At 69.3% G+C, this 17,480-nt stretch carries 19 protein-coding genes; 10 read left to right on the top strand and 9 right to left on the bottom strand.

All coding sequences use genetic code 11. The features are described 5' to 3' along the window. The first annotated feature begins 1 nt into the window (after position 1). On the top strand, positions 2-991 hold the full coding sequence (locus ACAM42_RS19920; protein WP_369629120.1) for a hypothetical protein: 990 nt from the start codon (positions 2-4) through the stop codon (positions 989-991). Between the two features lie 124 nt (positions 992-1,115). Continuing rightward, positions 1,116-1,862: a 23S rRNA (guanosine(2251)-2'-O)-methyltransferase RlmB gene (gene rlmB / locus ACAM42_RS19915; RefSeq protein ID WP_062481059.1), complete on the top strand. Its 747-nt coding sequence runs from the start codon at positions 1,116-1,118 to the stop codon at positions 1,860-1,862. A gap of 7 nt (positions 1,863-1,869) precedes the next feature. Here the strand turns inward: rlmB and ACAM42_RS19910 are convergent, their stop codons facing one another. From ACAM42_RS19910 to ACAM42_RS19900, 3 genes are all read right to left on the bottom strand, one after another. Continuing rightward, positions 1,870-3,075, bottom strand: a complete 1,206-nt coding sequence (locus tag ACAM42_RS19910; protein ID WP_159276535.1) for an NAD(P)/FAD-dependent oxidoreductase — start codon at positions 3,073-3,075, stop codon at positions 1,870-1,872. Between the two features lie 115 nt (positions 3,076-3,190). After that, entirely contained in the window at positions 3,191-3,361 is a 171-nt protein-coding gene (locus ACAM42_RS19905; RefSeq protein WP_167395039.1) for a hypothetical protein, read from the bottom strand. A gap of 124 nt (positions 3,362-3,485) precedes the next feature. After that, on the bottom strand, positions 3,486-4,085 hold the full coding sequence (locus ACAM42_RS19900) for a helix-turn-helix domain-containing protein (RefSeq protein WP_369629119.1): 600 nt from the start codon (positions 4,083-4,085) through the stop codon (positions 3,486-3,488). 42 nt (positions 4,086-4,127) lie between these two features. Here ACAM42_RS19900 and ACAM42_RS19895 point away from each other — a divergent pair, with 42 nt between their 5' ends. After that, positions 4,128-4,649: an N-acetyltransferase family protein gene (locus ACAM42_RS19895; protein WP_369629118.1), complete on the top strand. Its 522-nt coding sequence runs from the start codon at positions 4,128-4,130 to the stop codon at positions 4,647-4,649. A 7-nt stretch (positions 4,650-4,656) separates the two neighbouring features. Here the strand turns inward: ACAM42_RS19895 and ACAM42_RS19890 are convergent, their stop codons facing one another. The 3 genes from ACAM42_RS19890 to ACAM42_RS19880 are packed head-to-tail and all read right to left on the bottom strand — an operon-like array spanning position 4,657 to position 6,851. Next, positions 4,657-5,619, bottom strand: a complete 963-nt coding sequence (locus ACAM42_RS19890) for an aldo/keto reductase (protein WP_369629117.1) — start codon at positions 5,617-5,619, stop codon at positions 4,657-4,659. 45 nt (positions 5,620-5,664) lie between these two features. After that, positions 5,665-6,264, bottom strand: coding sequence for a chromate transporter (locus ACAM42_RS19885; RefSeq protein ID WP_139704537.1), 600 nt, complete (start codon positions 6,262-6,264; stop codon positions 5,665-5,667). Further along, positions 6,261-6,851 carry a chromate transporter gene (locus tag ACAM42_RS19880; RefSeq protein WP_369629116.1) on the bottom strand — a complete coding sequence of 197 codons (591 nt, stop codon included), beginning with the start codon at positions 6,849-6,851 and terminating at the stop codon, positions 6,261-6,263. Before ACAM42_RS19880 ends, ACAM42_RS19885 begins: the two co-directional genes overlap by 4 nt. Before the next feature lie 46 nt (positions 6,852-6,897). On the opposite strand from ACAM42_RS19880, the gene ACAM42_RS19875 reads away from it, so the two are divergent. Continuing rightward, entirely contained in the window at positions 6,898-7,827 is a 930-nt protein-coding gene (locus tag ACAM42_RS19875) for a YihY/virulence factor BrkB family protein (RefSeq protein ID WP_369629115.1), read from the top strand. A gap of 5 nt (positions 7,828-7,832) precedes the next feature. Here the strand turns inward: ACAM42_RS19875 and ACAM42_RS19870 are convergent, their stop codons facing one another. Further along, positions 7,833-8,387, bottom strand: a complete 555-nt coding sequence (locus ACAM42_RS19870) for a DUF924 family protein (RefSeq protein ID WP_369629114.1) — start codon at positions 8,385-8,387, stop codon at positions 7,833-7,835. 104 nt (positions 8,388-8,491) lie between these two features. Here ACAM42_RS19870 and ACAM42_RS19865 point away from each other — a divergent pair, with 104 nt between their 5' ends. The 3 genes from ACAM42_RS19865 to ACAM42_RS19855 all read left to right on the top strand — a co-directional run bounded on the left by ACAM42_RS19865 (position 8,492) and on the right by ACAM42_RS19855 (position 11,113). Further along, on the top strand, positions 8,492-8,941 hold the full coding sequence (locus ACAM42_RS19865; protein ID WP_070060984.1) for a CHRD domain-containing protein: 450 nt from the start codon (positions 8,492-8,494) through the stop codon (positions 8,939-8,941). Between the two features lie 73 nt (positions 8,942-9,014). Next, positions 9,015-10,256, top strand: coding sequence for a patatin-like phospholipase family protein (locus tag ACAM42_RS19860; protein ID WP_369629113.1), 1,242 nt, complete (start codon positions 9,015-9,017; stop codon positions 10,254-10,256). A gap of 74 nt (positions 10,257-10,330) precedes the next feature. Further along, positions 10,331-11,113: a 3-hydroxybutyrate dehydrogenase gene (locus tag ACAM42_RS19855; RefSeq protein WP_307586858.1), complete on the top strand. Its 783-nt coding sequence runs from the start codon at positions 10,331-10,333 to the stop codon at positions 11,111-11,113. Between the two features lie 3 nt (positions 11,114-11,116). Here ACAM42_RS19855 and ACAM42_RS19850 read toward each other — a convergent pair whose 3' ends face one another. Next, complete coding sequence (locus ACAM42_RS19850; RefSeq protein WP_369632788.1) at positions 11,117-12,067, bottom strand: GNAT family N-acetyltransferase; 951 nt, start codon at positions 12,065-12,067, stop codon at positions 11,117-11,119. Between the two features lie 147 nt (positions 12,068-12,214). On the opposite strand from ACAM42_RS19850, the gene ACAM42_RS19845 reads away from it, so the two are divergent. Continuing rightward, complete coding sequence (locus ACAM42_RS19845; RefSeq protein WP_369629112.1) at positions 12,215-14,602, top strand: YgiQ family radical SAM protein; 2,388 nt, start codon at positions 12,215-12,217, stop codon at positions 14,600-14,602. A gap of 21 nt (positions 14,603-14,623) precedes the next feature. Here the strand turns inward: ACAM42_RS19845 and ACAM42_RS19840 are convergent, their stop codons facing one another. After that, complete coding sequence (locus tag ACAM42_RS19840; protein WP_369629111.1) at positions 14,624-15,262, bottom strand: DUF1294 domain-containing protein; 639 nt, start codon at positions 15,260-15,262, stop codon at positions 14,624-14,626. 291 nt (positions 15,263-15,553) lie between these two features. On the opposite strand from ACAM42_RS19840, the gene ACAM42_RS19835 reads away from it, so the two are divergent. Both ACAM42_RS19835 and ACAM42_RS19830 read left to right on the top strand, forming a co-directional pair. After that, positions 15,554-16,474, top strand: a complete 921-nt coding sequence (locus tag ACAM42_RS19835; protein WP_369629110.1) for a DMT family transporter — start codon at positions 15,554-15,556, stop codon at positions 16,472-16,474. Between the two features lie 4 nt (positions 16,475-16,478). Beyond that, entirely contained in the window at positions 16,479-17,393 is a 915-nt protein-coding gene (locus ACAM42_RS19830) for a hypothetical protein (protein ID WP_307586849.1), read from the top strand. Positions 17,394-17,480 lie beyond the last annotated feature (87 nt).

Raw genomic sequence — 17,480 nt, 5'->3', positions numbered from 1 at the left:
CGTGATCGTTCCCCAGTTCTGGGCCGAAGGCCGCATCCAGGAGCGGGTGGCCGGCCGGCAGGTCACGGTGCGCCGCTTCGGCTGGTCCGACGACAGCCCGCTGGCCGCGCAGGCCCATGCCGACCAGCGCACGCGCGAGGCCTATGACCGCATCGTGGTCGACGGCGAAAAGCTGGAGCGCCGCGAACGCAAGCTGGCCTACAACGGCGCCAATGGCGTGCCGATCCGCGAGGAGATCGTCGAACGCCAGGGCGACAGCGTCGTCACCCGCAACGGCTATGGCGCGCGCTGCCTCAACACGCCCGACGTGCTGTTCGTCGACGTCGACTTCGAGAACCAGGGCGCGCGCGGCAGCGCACGCGGGCTGACGGTGATCGGCGCGGCGTTCATCGGTGCGATGGTCGCGGGCTACGCCACGCGCTCGGCGATGGCGGGCGTGGCCGCGTTCATGCTGGTGGCGGCCTTCGGCTTCTGGCGCGCCCACAAGGAAGGCCTGCCCGTGGTCGAGGACAAGAGCGATCCGCTGGCGGGCGCACGGGCGCGTGTCGAGCGCTTCATCCACCAGCATCCCGACTGGCACCTGCGCCTGTACCGCACGCCGGCCGGGCTGCGCGTGCTGGCCATGCACGATGTCTTCGCACCGTCCGACGCCGTCGTGACCGACGTGTTCCAGACGCTGGGCGCCGACAAGGTCTACGCGCGCATGTGCCGCAACCAGAACTGCTTTCGCGCCCGCCTGAGCGCCAAGCCCTGGCGCGTGGGCATCGGCGAACACCTGCGCCCGCGCCCGGGCGTCTGGCCCGTGTCGCCCGACCGGCTGCCCGCGCGCGACGCCTGGGTGGCGCGCTACGAAAAGGCGGCCGAGGGGTATGCCGCCTGCCAGTACCTGGGCAGCGTGGGCAACACGCTGAAGGTGCACATGAACGCCCTGGTGGTGCAGGAACTGCACGACGAACGCACCCGCGCGAACAGCGGCTTGCCCTTGGCCTGACTGACGAGGGATTTATTCGAGAAACACCGCGGAACCGGCTTTGCCGGGCCGCTGGTGTTGCCCCCTTCCAGGGGGGAGGAGGCCACACGAAGTGGGCAAGCCTGGGGGTAGGGATAATCAGGGGATGTCTTCCCCTAAAGTGATCTTCGGCTTCCATGCCGTGGGCGTGCGCATCAAGACCGCGCCGAAATCGGTGCTCGAAGTGATGTTCGACGCCAGCCGGCGCGATGCGCGCATGAAACAGTTCATTGCGCGTGCGCAAGAAGCCGGCGTGCGGCTGGTCGAGGCCGACGGCCTGCGGCTGTCCAAGCTCAGCGGCAGCCACGGCCACCAGGGCGTGGTCGCGCGGGTCGAGCCCGTGGCCCAGGTCCGCTCGCTCGACGAACTGCTCGAAGGCCTCGAGGAGGCCGGCACCGTGCCGCTGCTGCTGGTGCTCGACGGCGTGACCGACCCGCACAACCTGGGCGCCTGCCTGCGCGTGGCCGACGGCGCCGGCGCCCATGCGGTGATCGCGCCCAAGGACCATGCGGCCGGCATCAACGCCACCGTCGCCAAGGTGGCGAGCGGGGCGGCCGAGACCGTGCCGTACTTCATGGTGACCAACCTCGCGCGCACGCTCAACGAGCTCAAGGAGCGCAGCATCTGGTGCGTGGGCACCAGCGACGACGCGCCGGGCACGATCTACCAGAGCGACTTCAAGCGCCCGCTGGCGCTGGTGCTGGGCGCCGAGGGCGAGGGCATGCGCCAGCTCACGCGCAAGACCTGCGACGAGCTGGTGAGCATTCCCATGGCCGGCGCGGTCGAGAGCCTGAACGTCTCGGTGGCCAGCGGCGTGTGCCTCTACGAGGCCATGCGCCAGCGCAGCGCCTGAGCGGGGGCTAGCGGGCCACCGGCCCGCTGCCCTTGCGGTGGAAGTACACCAGCTCCGCCGCACGCCGCATCGGCGCCGTGCCGAGCAGGCGGTTGAACATCCAGTCGCTCTGGAAGTGGTCGAAGGCCCAGCGCAGCGTGCGCTTCATCAGGAAACGCGGGTAGCCGCGCACGAACCAGGTCGCGGGGTCGTCCGCCTCGCCGCGCACGAAGCGCGCCACGGCCTCGCCGGCGCGCTCGCCGTGCTGCAGCGCCGTGTGGATGCCGCCGGCCGTCACGGGCGACACCATGCCCGCCGCATCGCCCACCAGCAGTGCTCGTTCGCGGGCCACCACCGGAAGCACGCCGCCGCAGGGGATCATCCCGGCGCGCACGGCGACCGGCGGCGCGTCGCCGGGCGACACCACGGCGGCGATCTTGCGCAAGAGCGGATCGAGCCGCAGCGCGCCCGTGTCGTGGCGGCCCATGCGGCGCGCCAGGCCGATCTGGCTCACGCCCACGCCGTCGAGCGCCCAGCCGATGTAGCCCGGCGCGAGCCGGCGATCGATGAAGCAATGCAGCAGGTCGGGCGCCATGCGCGCGCCCTGGTACTCGTGCTCCACGCCGTAGAGAAAGCGCGTGTTGCGCGACAGGCCCAGCGCCTTGGCGACGCGCGAATGCGGGCCGTCGGCGCCCACGAGGTAGGTCGCGCGGATGCACGGGCCCTGCGCCACCGGCACCTCCCAGCGGCCGTTCGCCCACAGCGCCTGCTCGAACAGCGTGCCCAGGCGCACCTCGACGCCGCAGGCCCGGGTGGACTCCACCATCCAGTCGAGCAGCGCGGGCGCATCGGTGGCCCAGAACCAGTAGCCGGGCGCGTGCAGGTCGACGTGGTGCATGTCGGGCGCGTACAGCCGCACGCCTTCGATGCGGCGCACCAGCGCGGGCGGCACTTCGGCCAGCCACGGCACGCTGTCGACCGCGTCCTTGACGATGATCCCGGTGGTGTGCAGCTTGGCGCCGGCGGCGGCCTTCTTCTCGAGCACCATCACGCGCAGGCCGGCCTTGGCGGCGGCGCGGGCGCAGGCCAGCCCGGCAAAGCTCGCGCCAATGACGAGCAGGTCGACCTGGGTGCAGGCCGTTCCCGGGTCGCTCACGAAGGCCGGTGCGGGGCAGGGCGCGACCGACGAGGAAGGTGCGTGGGGAGAAAAGAGGCAGGAAGAAGAGGCGTGCATGGGAGGCTGACTTGCAAAGCGCACCACGGGGTGTGGTGCGCCTGCGAAGTTAGCGACGCCATGTGCGCCGGGCGTGAAGCCTGTGTGAACTGATCTGTGAAGCGATCAGGCCCCTTCAGGACGGGTCTTTGCTGCGCGTGCGGGCCACGGCGCTGAAGACGCCGATGCCCAGCAGGATCAGCGCGCCGATGCCGATGTAGAGCGTGGGCACGCCGGCCACCGAGGCGCCCCAGGCGACCCCGGCCAGGAAGATCAGAAAGCCGATCATGTAAAGCGCAAAGGACATCGTGCGGCTCCGGTAGCTGAGATGCCTTGCAGTATCCCGACACACCCCGCGGCCCGGACCGGCCTGAGTCGTCTCTGCGTGTGGGAGCTTGCCTACCGCATCGGTCAGGCAATCGTTCACTTAATCAATCGGGAACGGCGACCAGCAGGTAGCGGCAGGCGCTGGGCCCCAGTGCCTTGAAGACCAGCGACCGGTCGACCCCGAAGTCGAGGCAGTCGCCCGGGGCGAGTTCGAAGCGCTCGTCGCCGTAGTCGACCTGCAGCGCGCCTTCGAGCATCCACAGGCTCTGCCGGTACGGCGTGCCGCTCCATCGCGGATAGCCGACCTGCGCGGCGCGTGGCAGTTCGACCTCGACCAGCTCCACGCCGCTGCCCGCGCCGCGCTCGGCGACCTGGCGGCGCAGGTAGCCTGCCTCGGGGTCGCGCCAGACTTCCTGCGCGGCCCGTTTGCGCAGCCGTTGCGGCTGCGCCTTGTCCTCGGTGAGAAGCTGGGCCAGCGAAACCCCGAGGCCGGCGGCCAGCCTGCCCAGCAGCGCGGCGGTGGGGCTGCTTTGCGCGCGCTCGACCTTGGAGATCATCGCCTTGCTCACGCCCGACAACCCGGCCAGGTCGGCGAGGCTGAGCCCCTGCGCCTGGCGCAGCGCCAGCAGCCGGGTGGCGATGAGCGCGTCGATGTGGCCATCGGCCGGCGCCGGCGAGAAGGTGGAAGGTGAAGTGTTTCCCATATGAGATTATTATTCTCTTATATTGAACGACAGAGAAACACCATGCGTCTCATCGCCTGCACCGAAGAAGCCCATTCAGGCGCCATCCTGGCGATCCTGAACGAGGCCATCGTCAACTCCACCGCGCTGTACGACTACAGGCCGCGCACGCCCGAGAACATGGTGACGTGGTTCGCCGCCAAGCGCGCCGGCGGCTTTCCCGTGATCGGTGCGGAAGACGACAACGGCAAGCTGCTGGGCTTTGCCAGCTACGGCACCTTCCGCGCCTTTCCGGCCTACAAGTACACGGTCGAGCACTCGGTGTACGTCGATGCCGCGCACCGCGGCGAGGGCCTGGGTCGCACGCTGATGGAGGCGATCGTGGCCGAGGCGATCGCGCGCGAGGTGCATGTGATGGTCGGCGCCATCGACGCGTCGAACGCCGGCAGCATCGCGCTGCACGAGCGCCTGGGCTTCACGCATGCAGGCACCGTGCGGCAGGCCGGCTTCAAGTTCGGCCGCTGGCTCGACGTGGCGTTCTACCAGCGCATCCTGGCGACGCCGCTGAACCCCGTCGACGGCTAGTCGAGGCTCAGGCTGACGTCTCGGCGCTGGCGCGGTCGAGCATGTCGATGGTGCCCGCGTCCAGCTTGAGCTGCGTGGCCACCACCAGCTCTTCGAGCTGCGCCAGCGAGGTGGCGCTGGCGATCGGCGCCGTCACGCCGGGCCGTGCGATCTGCCAGGCGATGGCGACCTGGCCGGGCTTGGCGTTGTACTGCTGGGCCACCTTGTCCAGCGCGTCGAGGATGCGCAGGCCGCGCGGGTTCAGGTACTTCTTCGTGGTGGTGCCGCGTGCGCTCTTGGCCACATCGGCCTCGGTGCGGTACTTGCCGGTGAGAAAGCCCGCCGCCAGCGCGTAGAAGTTGATCACGCCCACTTCGCGCTTGAGGCACAGCGGCTCGAGTGCGTCCTCGAACACTGCGCGGTCGTACAGGTTGTACAGCGGCTGCAGGCTCTCGTAGCGCGCGATGCCCAGGCGCTCCGACACGTCGAGCGCCTCGGCCAGCCGCGGCGCCGTGTAGTTCGAGGCGCCGATGGCGCGCACCTTGCCCTCCTTGATGAGCGCGTCGAAGGTGCCCAGCGTGTCTTCGAGCGGCGTGTTGGCATCGTCGTCGTGCGACTGGTACAGGTCGATGTAGTCGGTCTGCAGGCGCTTGAGCGACGCCTCGACGGCTTCGCGGATGTAGGTGGGCGACAGGCCCACCTTGCCTTCGCCCATCGGCTTGCCGACCTTGGTTGCGAGCACCAAGCGGTTGCGCTTGCCGCTGTGCTTGAGCCACTTGCCGATGATCGTCTCCGACTCGCCGCCCACATGGCCCGGCACCCAGGCCGAGTAGACGTCGGCCGTGTCGACGAAGTTGAAGCCGGCGTCGAGCCAGGCGTCGAGCAGCTTGAACGAGGTCGCCTCGTCGGCGGTCCAGCCGAACACGTTGCCGCCGAAGGCGAGGGGAGACACCCGAAGGGTGGAACGGCCGAGCGGACGAAGTTGCGACATGGCAGAGGGCTCCTGAAAGAAAAAGTATGCAGAAAGGAAAAAGGCTCAAACGAAGCCTACCGCGCCCAGCGCCGCGCCGCAGCCCAGCAGCCACAGCAGGTGGATGCGCGTGCGCCAGACCACCAGCGCGGCCACGCCGCTGAGCAGCCACAGGTGCCAGGCCGGCACGCCGCTCGACTGGTTGCCGCCGGCCAGCACCCAGCCGGTGGCGATGAGCAGCCCGACCACCACCGGCGCCATGCCCTGCTTGAAGGCGCGCACTTCGCGGCGCGTGCGGTTGCGGTGGCCCCAGCGCGTGGCGACGTAGGTGAGGGTGGTGCTCGGCAGCATGATGCCGACCATGGTGACCATCAGGCCGAAGAAGCCCAGCAGCCAGGCCATGGGCCCGGCGCCGATGCCTCCGCCCGCGTTGAGCCCGACGTTCCAGCCCATCAGCGCGACGAAGAGCACGTTGGGCCCCGGTGCGGCCTGGGCGATGGCGACCGAGGAGGTGAACTGCGCCTCGGTGAGCCAGCCGTGCTGCGCCACGAGGTAGCGGTGCATGTCGGGCACCGTGGTGATCGCGCCGCTGATCGACAGCAGCGACAGCAGCAGGTACTGGCCGAAGAGGGCCAGCCAGTCGTGCCATTGCATGACGATGTTCATGGCGCGATCTTCTTCCAGGTCCACAGGCAGGCCACGCCGCCCACAGCGAGCAGCACCCACCCCAGCGGAATCTTCAGGAGCGCGATGGCCGCGAACACCAGCGCCACGAACGCGAGGCAGGTCGCAAAGCCCAGCGGGTGCTTGCGCAGCTGCGGGATCAGCTTGATGCCCGTGGCCGCGATGAGCCCGCCCGACACCGCGCCCATGCCGCGCAGCGCGGCCGCCACCTGCGGGTTGGCGGCGTAGTGCGCGTAGAGCACGGCCAGCGCGAGGATCACGAACAGCGGCACGGTGAGCATGCCCGCCACCGCGGCCACGGCGCCGCGCAGGCCGAAGTAGCGGTCGCCGATCATCAGAGCGAGGTTGATCACGTTCGGCCCCGGCATCACCTGGGCCACGGCCCAGTCCTCGAGGAACTGGTCGGGCGTGAGCCACTTCTTCCTCTCGACCATCTCGCGCTGGACGATGGCGAGAACGCCGCCGAAGCCCTGCAGCGCGAGCCAGGTGAATGAAACAAAAAGGTCGCGTGGCGACGCGGGCTGCGGGTGGTCGGGCGGCGATGCCGCGGCGGGGGCGGACGGATGCATGTGGAACGATTATCGTAGGCGCACTGCTTCACCGGGACCCGACGCCATGCTCATTCGACTTCGCGCACTCTTCGATCTCTGCCGGCGCGCTTTTGCTTCCTGGTCCAACGACTACGCCCCGAGCATGGGCGCCGCGCTGGCCTACTACACGGTGTTCTCGATCGCGCCGCTGCTGCTGATCGTGATCGCGGTGGCCGGCCTGGTCTTCGGGCAGGAGGCCGCGCGCGGCGAGATCTTCGCGCAGCTCTCGGGCCTGATGGGCGAGCAGGGCGCGGCGGCGGTGCAGGGCATGCTGAAGGCGGTCAACAAGCCGACAGAGGGCATCGTGGCCACGGTGGTCGGCATCGGCCTGCTGGTGGTGGGCGCGACCACCGTCTTCGGCGAGCTGCAGGACGCGCTCGACCGCATCTGGCGTGCCCCCGCGCGCACCCGCAACAAGGGCGTCTTCAACATGCTGCGCGTGCGGCTGCTGTCGTTCAGCATGATCATGGGCATCGGCTTCCTGCTGATGGTGTCGCTGGTGGCGAGCGCGGCGCTGGCCGCGCTGGGCAAGTGGTGGTCGCCGATGTTCGGTGCCTGGGCCACGCTGGCGCAGGTGGTGAACTTCGTCTTCAGCTTCGCGATGGTCACGGTGATCTTCGCGATGATCTACAAGATCATGCCGCGCGCCAAGGTGCAGTGGCGCGACGTGTGGGTGGGCGCGGCGGTGACGGCGCTGCTGTTCACCGTGGGCAAGCACCTCATCGGCCTGTACATCGGCAAGAGCAGCGTGGCCTCGGGCTACGGCGCGGCCGGCTCGCTGGTGGTGGTGCTGGTGTGGGTGTACTACTCGGCGCAGATCTTCCTGCTGGGCGCCGAGTTCACCTGGGTCTATGCGCGCACCTACGGCTCGATGAAGGACGCCATCGGCGAGCCGGCGGGGCAGGCGTCGCCGACGCGCGACGTGCCGTTGCCCGCGCACGTCGACACGGCCTAACCGCCCTAACCGGCGAAGCCGCCTTCGTCGAGAAACGCCTGCTCTTCCGGCGTGGTGGTGCGCCCGAGCATCCGGTTGCGGTGCGGAAAGCGCCCGAAGCGCGCCACGATGTCGCGGTGCAGCACGGCAAAGTGCTGCGTGCTGGCGTCCTGCGTGGCGTTGAGTTCCACCGAACGCTCCTGCTCGGCCAGCACCTCCGAGTGCATGAAGGGCAGGTAGAAAAAGCGCTGCATCAGCGCCTCGGCCTGCCGATCGAAGCCGGCCTCGACGGCGCGGCGCGCCACGGCCAGCGCGAGGCCGTCGGTGGCGAGCATGTGCGGGTTCTGGCGCCAGGCGTTGCGCGGGAACTGGTCGAGCAGCACGAGCAGGGCCAGGGCGCCTTCGCCGGTGTCGGCCCAGTGGTCGAGCCGGCCGCCGGCCGCGGCCTGGTGGGCGGCGGCCAGGCGATCGATGCAGGCGGCATCGAAGGCGGCGCTTTTCGCGAACCAGCGCTCGGGTCCGGCATCGCGCCAGAAGGCGACCACGTCGTGTGCGGAAGGGAGTTTGTCGTCGGAAATCATCGTTGCATTCTCTTGCACAGGCGTGCGAAGAAGGGGTGCTGGCCGACAAGGCCGCAGGCGGCGTCTGCCTATGCTGAATGCTTTCATCCACAGGAGACCCGACCATGAACAACACTCGCACACTCTGGCGCAGCACCCTCGTCGCGGGCCTGGCCGCCGTCGCACTGGCCGGCTGCGGAATGATGTCGAAGTCGAACGTCGCGAGCTTCAGCGGCGCGATGAACGCGGCCAGCCAGGTGCCGCCCAACATGACGCGCGGCAGCGGCATGGCCGAGGCCTGGCTCAACCGCGACACCAACGTGCTCAAGTACAAGATTACCTACGAAGGCCTGAGCGGCCCGGCCACGGCGGCCCACTTCCACGGGCCCGCCGCCGCGGGCGCGAATGCCGGCGTGGTGCTGCCCTTCGCGAGTCCGGCCAGCCCGATCGAGGGCCAGGCCACGCTCACGCCGGCGCAGGCGGCCGACCTCGTGGCCGGCAAGTGGTACGCCAACATCCACACAGCCGCCAACCCGGGCGGCGAGATCCGCGGGCAGATGCTGCCGAAGATGTGAGATTCGTCCGGGCTGAAGCCGCGAAAAGGCCCCTGGTCAGGTGGCTGTCGCGGGGCTGGTGTCCAATGACCGCATGACGACGACACCCAAGAAAAAGCCTCGCGCCGCCACCGCTGCTTCCTCTTCTTCATCCTCAGCTTCTCACGCCGCACCACCCCATCCGTTCATCGCCCGCCGCGAAGGCATGCGCACCGCCCGCAAGGCGCTGGTGCTGCAGGGCGGCGGTGCGCTCGGCGCCTACCAGGCGGGCGTGTACGCAGCGCTCAGCGAGACCGACCTGCAGCCGCACTGGATCGCGGGCGTGTCGATCGGCGCCATCAACGCCGCGCTCATCGCCGGCAACGCGCCCGCGCAGCGGGTCGACCGGCTGCGTGAGTTCTGGCACCTGGTGTCTTCGGGGCCGGCGCAGCGCCTGCCGTCGTGGCTGGGTGACCGCGCCACGCAGAACCAGTGGAGCGCCACCATGGCGTCGCTGGTCGGCATTCCGGGTTTCTTCGAGCCGCGCTATTCGCCGGCCCTGCTGCTGGGCGGTGCCGCGCCGCTCCTAAGCTATTACGACACCTCGCCGCTGAAGGCCACGCTGGAGCGGCTCATCGACTTCGACCGCATCAACGCCTGCGAGGCGCGCTTCAGCGTCGGTGCCGTCAATGTGCGCACCGGCAACTCGGTGTACTTCGACAACACACGCCAGCGCATCGGCTCCGAGCACATCATGGCCAGCGGCGCGCTGCCGCCGGGCTTTGCGCCGGTGCACATCGACGGCGACGACTACTGGGACGGCGGCATCGTCTCGAACACGCCGCTGCAGTACGTGCTCGACACGCACCCGCGTTCCGAGGCGCTGGTGGTGCTGCAGGTCGACCTGTTCAATGCGCGCGGCGAGATGCCGCACACGCTGTCGGGCGTGATGGAGCGCCAGAAGGACATCACCTACTCGAGCCGCACGCGCCTGAACACAGATGCGCTGGCGGCCAACATGAATCTGCAGCAGGCCATTGCCGACCTGATCGCCAAGCTGCCGCCCGGCCTGCGCAACGACCCGAGCGTGGTCGAGGTGCAGGCGCAGCTCACGCACGAGCCGATCGACATCTTTCACCTGATCTACCGCGACAAGACGTACGAGCTCGAGTCGAAGGACTACGAGTTCTCGCGCGCCGCGGTCGAGGAGCACTGGGAATCGGGCGTGCGCGACATGGGCAAGACGCTCGCCCACCCCGAAACGCTGCGCGCCGACGCCACGGTGAACGGCGTGACCACCTTCGACCTCGGCGAGCCGGGCACCGGGCGCATCAAGCGGCCGGGGCTGTCGCGCTGAGGGAGGTCAGCCGGGCGCGTGCCCGGTTCTTGCTCGTTTTTTTTCCTATCCACCACTTCCAAGGACGCTTCACCATGCAACTCAAGGACAAGGTCGCCTACATCACCGGATCGGCCAGCGGCATCGGCAAGGAAATCGCCATCCTGTTCGCGCAGGAAGGCGCGAAGATCATCATTGCCGACCTCAACAAGGAAGCGGCCGACGCCACCGCCGCCGAACTGAAGGCCACGGGCGCGCAGGCCATCGGCGTGGGCGTCGACGTGACGAATGAAGACCAGGTCAATGCCTCGGTGGAAGAGGGCGCGAAGGCCTTCGGCGGCATCGACATCCTCATCAGCAACGCCGGCATCCAGATCGTGCATCCGGTCGACGAGTTCAGCTTCGCCGACTGGAAGAAGATGCTCGCCATTCACCTGGACGGTGCGTTTCTCACCACCAAGGCATGCCTGAAGCACATGTACGCGCAAGGCCGCGGCGGCAGCGTGATCTACATGGGCTCGGTGCACTCGAAGGAAGCGTCGCTGCTGAAGGCGCCGTACGTGACGGCCAAGCATGGCCTCATCGGGCTGGCCAAGACGGTCGCCAAGGAAGGCGCCAAGCACGGCGTGCGCGCCAACGTGATCTGCCCGGGCTTCGTGCGCACGCCGCTGGTCGAGAAGCAGATTCCCGAGCAGGCGAAGACGCTGGGCATCACCGAAGAGCAGGTCATCAAGAACGTGATGCTCAAGGAGACGGTGGATGGCGAGTTCACCACCACGGACGACGTGGCGCGCGTGGCGCTGCTGTTCGCGGCCTTCCCGACCAACGCGTTGACCGGCCAATCGCTCGTCGTGAGCCACGGCTGGTACATGCAGTAAGCGCTACAGCTTCAGCTCCCAGGTCTCGCCCACCTGCGGCTGCCCGTAGCCCTCGTGCGGCTCCGAGTGCACGAGCTGGAAGCCGCGCTTGGCATAGATGCTGCGCGCGGCCGTGAGGCAGCTGTTGGTCCACAGCGTCATCTTCTTGTAGCCCTTGCGGCGCGCGAAGGCGATGCACTCGTCCACGAGCCGTCCGCCCAGGCCCAGCCCGCGCGCGGCGGGCGTGAGGATCAGCATGCGCAGCTGCGCCACGGTGGCCGACTTGCGCACCACGAAGATCGCGCCGACGCGCTCGCCGTTGAGCTCGGCGATCCAGCAGCGCTCCCACTCGGGCTGGAACTTGAGCAGGAACTCGCCCGCGATGCCCGCCACGAGCGCCTCGAAGCGGTGGTCCCAGCCGTATTCGCGCGCGTACAGCTCGCCGTGCTGCTGCACCACCCAGCCGATGTCGCCGGGCGCCGGGTCGCGCAGCACGGCGGCCTGGGGACGGGCCGGCGGCGCGGCCGGTTCGAGCAGCGCCTGCACCGTGTCCATGGCCTGCACCAGCTGGTTCTGCTGCGCCGGCGGCAGCGCGGCGAGCAGGGCGGCGGCTTCGTCGCGCGATTTCTGTTGCAGCGGCGCAAACGCGGCGTGGCCGGCTTCGGTCAGGCGCAGCACGCTCTGGCGGGCATCGCGCGGGTGCGGCTCGCGCGTGAGCCAGCCGTGGGTTTCGAAGCGGCGCAGGATGCGGCTGAGGTAGCCGGCGTCGAAGCCCAGGTCGCGCCCGATCTCGCTGGCGACGGGGGTTTCGCGGTGCGCCAGCTCGTAGAGCACGCGCACGTCGGTCAGCGACAGGTCGCTGCCCAGGTAGGGGTCGAGGGCGCCGATGCGGCGCGTGTAGAAGCGGTTGAACCGGCGGATGGCCTTGACGGCGGACGGGTCGACGGAGGGCGTTGGCGTGGACATGGTTGCCATTGTCATTCAAGTTGCTTGACTTTGGCAATCAAATAAGAGCCCTCGCATCCCGGGGCAAGGGATCTTCGGGGCGACAGAAATGCTGGAAAACCCTAAAATCGAGGGTTGCCCACACAGGCGGCGCCCCGGCGCTGTCCGCTCCCACCGATGAACGCCCCCGTCGACGTCTCCTTTTTTGCGCGTGCCGCCAAGCCGCTGACCAGCTACCGCAAGTACTGGGCGGCCCGTTTCGGCACGGCCAAGTTCTTGCCGACCTCGCGCAAGGAGATGGACGCGCTCGGCTGGGACAGCTGCGACATCATCGTGGTCACGGGCGATGCCTACGTCGACCATCCGAGCTTCGGCATGTCGGTCATCGGCCGCATGCTCGAGGCGCAGGGCTTTCGCGTGGGCATCATCGCGCAGCCCGACTGGCAAAGCGCCGAGCCCTTCAAGGTGCTGGGCAAACCGAACCTGTTCTTCGGCGTCACGGCCGGCAACATGGATTCGATGATCAACCGCTACACGGCCGACCGGAAGATCCGCAGCGACGACGCCTACACCCCCGGCGACGTCGGCGGCTCGCGCCCCGACCGCGCGGCCATCGTGTATTCGCAGCGCTGCAAGGAAGCCTGGAACGACGTGCCGATCATCTTGGGCGGCATCGAAGGCTCGCTGCGCCGCATCGCGCACTACGACTACTGGTCGGACAAGGTGCGCCGCTCCATCGTCGTCGACGCCAAGTGCGACCTGCTGCTGTACGGCAACGCCGAGCGCGCCATCGTCGAGATCGCGCACCGCCTGGCCGCCAAGGAGCCGGTGCAGCAGATCACCGACGTGCGCGGCACCGCCTATGTGCGCCGCGAAACGCCCGAGGCCTGGTTCGAGATCAACTCCACCAGCGTCGATGAACCCGGCCGCGTCGAGGCGCACGTCAACCCGTACCTGATGGTGTCCGATCAGGCCAAGGCCAACGGCGCCACCTGCGCGAAGGAAGACGAGGCGCAAGCCGTCGCCAAGGCCGCCGAAGCCGCGGGCTCCGCCGCCGGTTCGGTCGTCAACCCCGCCATCAAGCCGCTGAACTTCGTGCCCAACCCGGCGCTGCAAGGCCGCGGCAAGATCGCCGTGCCGCCGCGCGACCGCTCGGTGATCCGCCTGCCTTCGTACGAGCAGGTGCGCAGCGACCCGGTGCTCTATGCCCACGCCAACCGCGTGCTGCACCTGGAAACCAACCCCGGCAACGCCCGCGCGCTCGTGCAGGCGCACGGCGAGGGCGCCACGGCGCGCGACGTGTGGATCAACCCGCCGCCCATTCCGCTCACCACGGCCGAGATGGACCACGTGTTCGACCTGCCGTACGCGCGCAGCCCGCACCCGCGCTACGCCGACGAGAACGGCAGCCACGACGGCGCGACCAAGATCCCCGCGTGGGAAATGATCCGCTTCAGCGTGAACATCATGCGCGGCTGCTTCGGCGGCTGCACCTTCTGCTCGATCACCGAGCACGAGGGCCGCATCATCCAGAGCCGCTCGGAAGACTCGATCATCAAGGAGGTCGAGGCCATCCGCGACTCGGTCAGCGGCTTCACCGGCACCATCTCCGACCTGGGCGGCCCCACGGCCAACATGTACCGCCTGGGCTGCAAGAGCCCCGCGATCGAGGCGGCGTGCCGCAAGCCCAGCTGCGTGTACCCGGGCATCTGCCCGAACCTGGGCACCAACCACGACCCGCTCATCAAGATCTACCGCCGCGCGCGGGCGCTCAAGGGCATCAAGAAGATCCTCATCGGTTCCGGCTTGCGCTACGACCTGGCCGTGCAGTCGCCCGAGTACGTGAAGGAGCTGGTGCAGCACCACGTCGGCGGCTACCTGAAGATCGCGCCCGAGCACACGGAGCAGGGCCCGCTCACGAAGATGATGAAGCCCGGCATCGGCAGCTACGACAAGTTCAAGCAGATGTTCGAGAAGTACTCGGCCGAGGCGGGCAAGAAGCAGTACCTCATTCCGTACTTCATCGCCGCGCACCCGGGCACGAGCGACGAGGACATGATGAACCTCGCGATCTGGCTCAAGAAGAACGGCTTCCGCGCCGACCAGGTGCAAACGTTCTACCCGAGCCCGATGGCCACGGCGACGACGATGTACCACACCAACAAGAACCCGCTGCGCAAGATCACGCGCGAGAGCGAGACGGTGGACATCGTGCGCGGCGACAAGCGCCGCCGCCTGCACAAGGCGTTCCTGCGCTACCACGATGCCAATAACTGGCCGCTGCTGCGCGAGGCCCTGAAGAGCATGGGCCGCGCCGACCTCATCGGCAATGGCAAGCATCACCTCATTCCGACGTGGCAGCCGCTGACCGATGGCGGCTACACGAGTGCGCGTCGCAAGAATTCGACCTCGGCGCCGGTGGCCGCCAAGGCCGCAGCGCCGGTCAGGCTGACGCCCGTGAAGCCCTCCAAGGGCCGCATCCTCACGCAGCACACCGGCCTGCCGCCGCGCGACAACGGCAGCGGTGGCAAGCCGCTCAACAAGCCTTCACGCAAGGTGCGTTGAGGCGTTGAGTTGAAGGCGCGGTCAGGCCAAGGCCGCGTGCTTCGACAGCCAGAACACCCACGCCCCCAGCGCCGCGCCATGCAGCGCGACCGTGACGTAGAACTTCCACAGGAAGCTCGCCTTGCTCGACTTGTGCCGCAGCAGCCGCTGCGCGCACCACGCGCCCGGCCAGCCGCCCGCGAGTGCGAGCAGGTGCAGCGTGCTTTCCTGCGTGCGCCAGCGCCCGGCCTGCGCTGCGCTCTTGTCGAAGGCGTAGGCCGCGAAGGTGAGCAGGCTCAGCCCCGCGACGACCGCCAACACGAGCAGCGGCAGGCGACCGAGCCAGACGGCGGCGCCCAAGCCCGCGGCGTAGATCACGATCAGCCACGCACCCCACGGCGTGCCGGCCGTGCTGCGACCCGAAGGCCGGCGCGGCTGCGCGCGTGATGCTGCGCGGGGTACGGCACCCGCCGAGGCCGCAGCCTCCACGGCCATCGCCCGCGGCCCCTTGCCGCCGACATGGATCTCTTCGAAGTGCACCGCCATGCCGACCTGAGGCTTCAGCTGGCGGTCGCGAAAGTCGCGCAGGTGCACGAACACGTCGGCCGACACCTCCGGGCTGCGGATGAAACCGAAGCCGCGCTCGGCCTCCCAACGAACGAGTCGACCTTGGCGCTTCATGGCATGCAGTGAGAAAGGGCAGGGCACATGCGGGCGATTCTCTCTTGTGGGCGCGGGGCGCCGCTCCTATCATCGGCCGCTCATGCACCTGCATCACTCTCCCCCTTCGTCGACCTGCCGCTGACGTTCGCGCGCGCCTCGCGCCGCGCCCGTCAGGCCCGCAAGTGGTCGCTGCCGTCCGCCTTCTTCCGCTGAGCGAAGACAGGCCGGGCGGCGGCCGGATGGTCATGCCCGCCCCCGGCAATGCGTCGACGCGACGCCGAGGCGGCGGGCCTCACGGAGAGTTTCAACATGAATGCAAGAACAACGGCCGCCTTGGCCTGGGGCGGCGTGTTGCTGGCCGGCGTGCTCTGGGGCGGCGGCGCCCTGGTGGCGCAATTCCTGATCGATGGCGGCATCGCGCCGCACAGCCTGTCGCTAGCGCGCTTCGCGCTGGGCATGCCGCTGCTGTGGTGGCTGCATTGGCAGGCGACGCGGCGTTCGCCGGTCGCCGATGCCGGGTGGCGGCATCTGACGCGGCGCGAGCAGGGCCACGTCGTCGGCACCGGCGCCGCGATGGCGCTGAACGTGAGCTGTTGGTTCGCCGGCATCGCGCACCTGGGTGCCGCGTTGCCGACGGTGATCTCGATCTGCTGCGCGCCGCTGATCGTGGCCTGCGTGTCGGTGCTGCGCGGCTACGAACCCTTCGGCGCGCGCCTGCTCGGTGGCCTCGTGCTGGCGCTGGCGGGCGTGCTGCTGCTGGTGATGCCGGCCGCCGGCTGGGGCGCCTTGCCGACGGGCTACGGCGCCGGGCTCGCGTGGTCTTTTGGCTCGGCCGTCTGCTACGCGCTGGTGGTGCTGGGCAACGCGCGCATGCCGGCGCGGGTGCCGGCCGTGACCGCGTCCGCCTGGGGCATGAGCGCCGCGGCGCTGTGCATGCTCGGCGTCGCCGTTGCGAACGGCATCACCTGGCCCGAGGGCACGGCGCAATGGACGGGCGCGGCCTACACCGGCGTGGCCACCACCTCGGTCGCCTACCTGGCCTTCGCCTGGGGCGCGCGTCGGCTGTCGCCGACGGCGGCGGTGGTCGGCACGCTGATCGAACCGCTGGTGGCCGCCTGGCTGGCGGCGCTGTGGCTGGCCCAGCCGATGGCGCCGCGCCAATGGCTGGGGGCGGCGCTGCTGGCGGGGGCGATGCTGCTGCTGGTGCGGCGGAACCGGGGTATCGTGTAGCCCCATGACGAGCAGTTCGCCCCCCGTGCCGGTTTCGTGGAAGCGCATCCTGGCGGTGGCCGCCTGCTGCGGCGTGTCGCTGCTGGCGCAGGCGGCGGCCCCCGAGGCCTCCGCGCCTGCGGGGGCCCAGGCCCTGCGCGCCGAGCACCAGAAGCTCAGCGACAAGCTCGACCAGAGCCGCTTCGGGCGCCCCGTGCAGCTCGACTCCACCGAGACGCCCGGCGGCCTCGAGGGCGACATCTACGCCGTGGTCGAGCACCCGCTGTCGAAGGTCAGCGCGGCGCTCAAGGGCTCGGACCACTGGTGCGAACTGCTCACGCTGCACATCAACAACCGGCGCTGCCGCATCAGCACCTCGCCGCAGGGCAAGGAGACGCTCACGCTGTTCGTGGTGCGCCGCTACGACAAGCCGGTCGACCAGGCCTTCGAGCTGCCATTTGCCTACCGCGTGGCCAGCGCCACGCCCGAGCACCTGCAGGTCGAGATGTCGGCCGACACCGGCCCGTTCGGCACCAGCAACTACCGCGTGCGGCTCGAAGCGGTGGCGCTCGACGAGCGCAAGACCTTCCTGCACTTCAGCTACGGCTATAACCACAACACGATGGTGCGGCTGGCCACGCAGGCCTACCTGGCCACCTTCGGCAGTTCCAAGGTGGGCTTCACCGTGGTGGGCAAGGGCGCCGACGGCCAGCCCGAGTACATCCGCGGCCTGCGCGGGCTGGTGGAGCGCAATGCGATGCGCTACTTCCTCACGCTCGACGCCTACCTGGCCACCGGCGCCAACGACCCGGCCGAGCGCCGGCAGCGCTACTGGTTCGCGGCGGCCGAGCGCTACCCGCGCCAGCTGCACGAGGTCGACCTCGACACCTACCTCGCGGTCAAGCGCGAAGACCGCCAGCGCGACGGCAGCGGCCGCTGAAAAGGCGCCGACCACCGCAACCTTTCGGTTGCAGTTTCACGGGCTTGTCATCTGCCTCGGCACTAATCGCCGGGGCTTGCGCCTTTG

It is taken from the genome of Variovorax sp. V35, assembly GCF_041154465.1.
Lineage (GTDB): Bacteria > Pseudomonadota > Gammaproteobacteria > Burkholderiales > Burkholderiaceae_C > Variovorax > Variovorax boronicumulans.
The sequence above is the reverse complement of the archived record's forward strand: the minus strand, read 5'-3'. Positions and strand labels throughout refer to the sequence as shown.

Bases quoted from the DNA above. Each gene is read 5' to 3' on its own strand.
- rlmB (WP_062481059.1), top strand. From the start codon at position 1,116: ATGTCTTCCCCTAAAGTGATCTTCGGCTTCCATGCCGTGGGCGTGCGC.
- ACAM42_RS19910 (WP_159276535.1), bottom strand. From the start codon at position 3,075: ATGCACGCCTCTTCTTCCTGCCTCTTTTCTCCCCACGCACCTTCCTCG.
- ACAM42_RS19905 (WP_167395039.1), bottom strand. From the start codon at position 3,361: ATGTCCTTTGCGCTTTACATGATCGGCTTTCTGATCTTCCTGGCCGGG.
- ACAM42_RS19900 (WP_369629119.1), bottom strand. From the start codon at position 4,085: ATGGGAAACACTTCACCTTCCACCTTCTCGCCGGCGCCGGCCGATGGC.
- ACAM42_RS19895 (WP_369629118.1), top strand. From the start codon at position 4,128: ATGCGTCTCATCGCCTGCACCGAAGAAGCCCATTCAGGCGCCATCCTG.
- ACAM42_RS19890 (WP_369629117.1), bottom strand. From the start codon at position 5,619: ATGTCGCAACTTCGTCCGCTCGGCCGTTCCACCCTTCGGGTGTCTCCC.
- ACAM42_RS19885 (WP_139704537.1), bottom strand. From the start codon at position 6,264: ATGAACATCGTCATGCAATGGCACGACTGGCTGGCCCTCTTCGGCCAG.
- ACAM42_RS19880 (WP_369629116.1), bottom strand. From the start codon at position 6,851: ATGCATCCGTCCGCCCCCGCCGCGGCATCGCCGCCCGACCACCCGCAG.
- ACAM42_RS19875 (WP_369629115.1), top strand. From the start codon at position 6,898: ATGCTCATTCGACTTCGCGCACTCTTCGATCTCTGCCGGCGCGCTTTT.
- ACAM42_RS19870 (WP_369629114.1), bottom strand. From the start codon at position 8,387: ATGATTTCCGACGACAAACTCCCTTCCGCACACGACGTGGTCGCCTTC.
- ACAM42_RS19865 (WP_070060984.1), top strand. From the start codon at position 8,492: ATGAACAACACTCGCACACTCTGGCGCAGCACCCTCGTCGCGGGCCTG.
- ACAM42_RS19860 (WP_369629113.1), top strand. From the start codon at position 9,015: ATGACGACGACACCCAAGAAAAAGCCTCGCGCCGCCACCGCTGCTTCC.
- ACAM42_RS19855 (WP_307586858.1), top strand. From the start codon at position 10,331: ATGCAACTCAAGGACAAGGTCGCCTACATCACCGGATCGGCCAGCGGC.
- ACAM42_RS19850 (WP_369632788.1), bottom strand. From the start codon at position 12,067: ATGGCAACCATGTCCACGCCAACGCCCTCCGTCGACCCGTCCGCCGTC.
- ACAM42_RS19845 (WP_369629112.1), top strand. From the start codon at position 12,215: ATGAACGCCCCCGTCGACGTCTCCTTTTTTGCGCGTGCCGCCAAGCCG.
- ACAM42_RS19840 (WP_369629111.1), bottom strand. From the start codon at position 15,262: ATGAAGCGCCAAGGTCGACTCGTTCGTTGGGAGGCCGAGCGCGGCTTC.
- ACAM42_RS19835 (WP_369629110.1), top strand. From the start codon at position 15,554: ATGAATGCAAGAACAACGGCCGCCTTGGCCTGGGGCGGCGTGTTGCTG.
- ACAM42_RS19830 (WP_307586849.1), top strand. From the start codon at position 16,479: ATGACGAGCAGTTCGCCCCCCGTGCCGGTTTCGTGGAAGCGCATCCTG.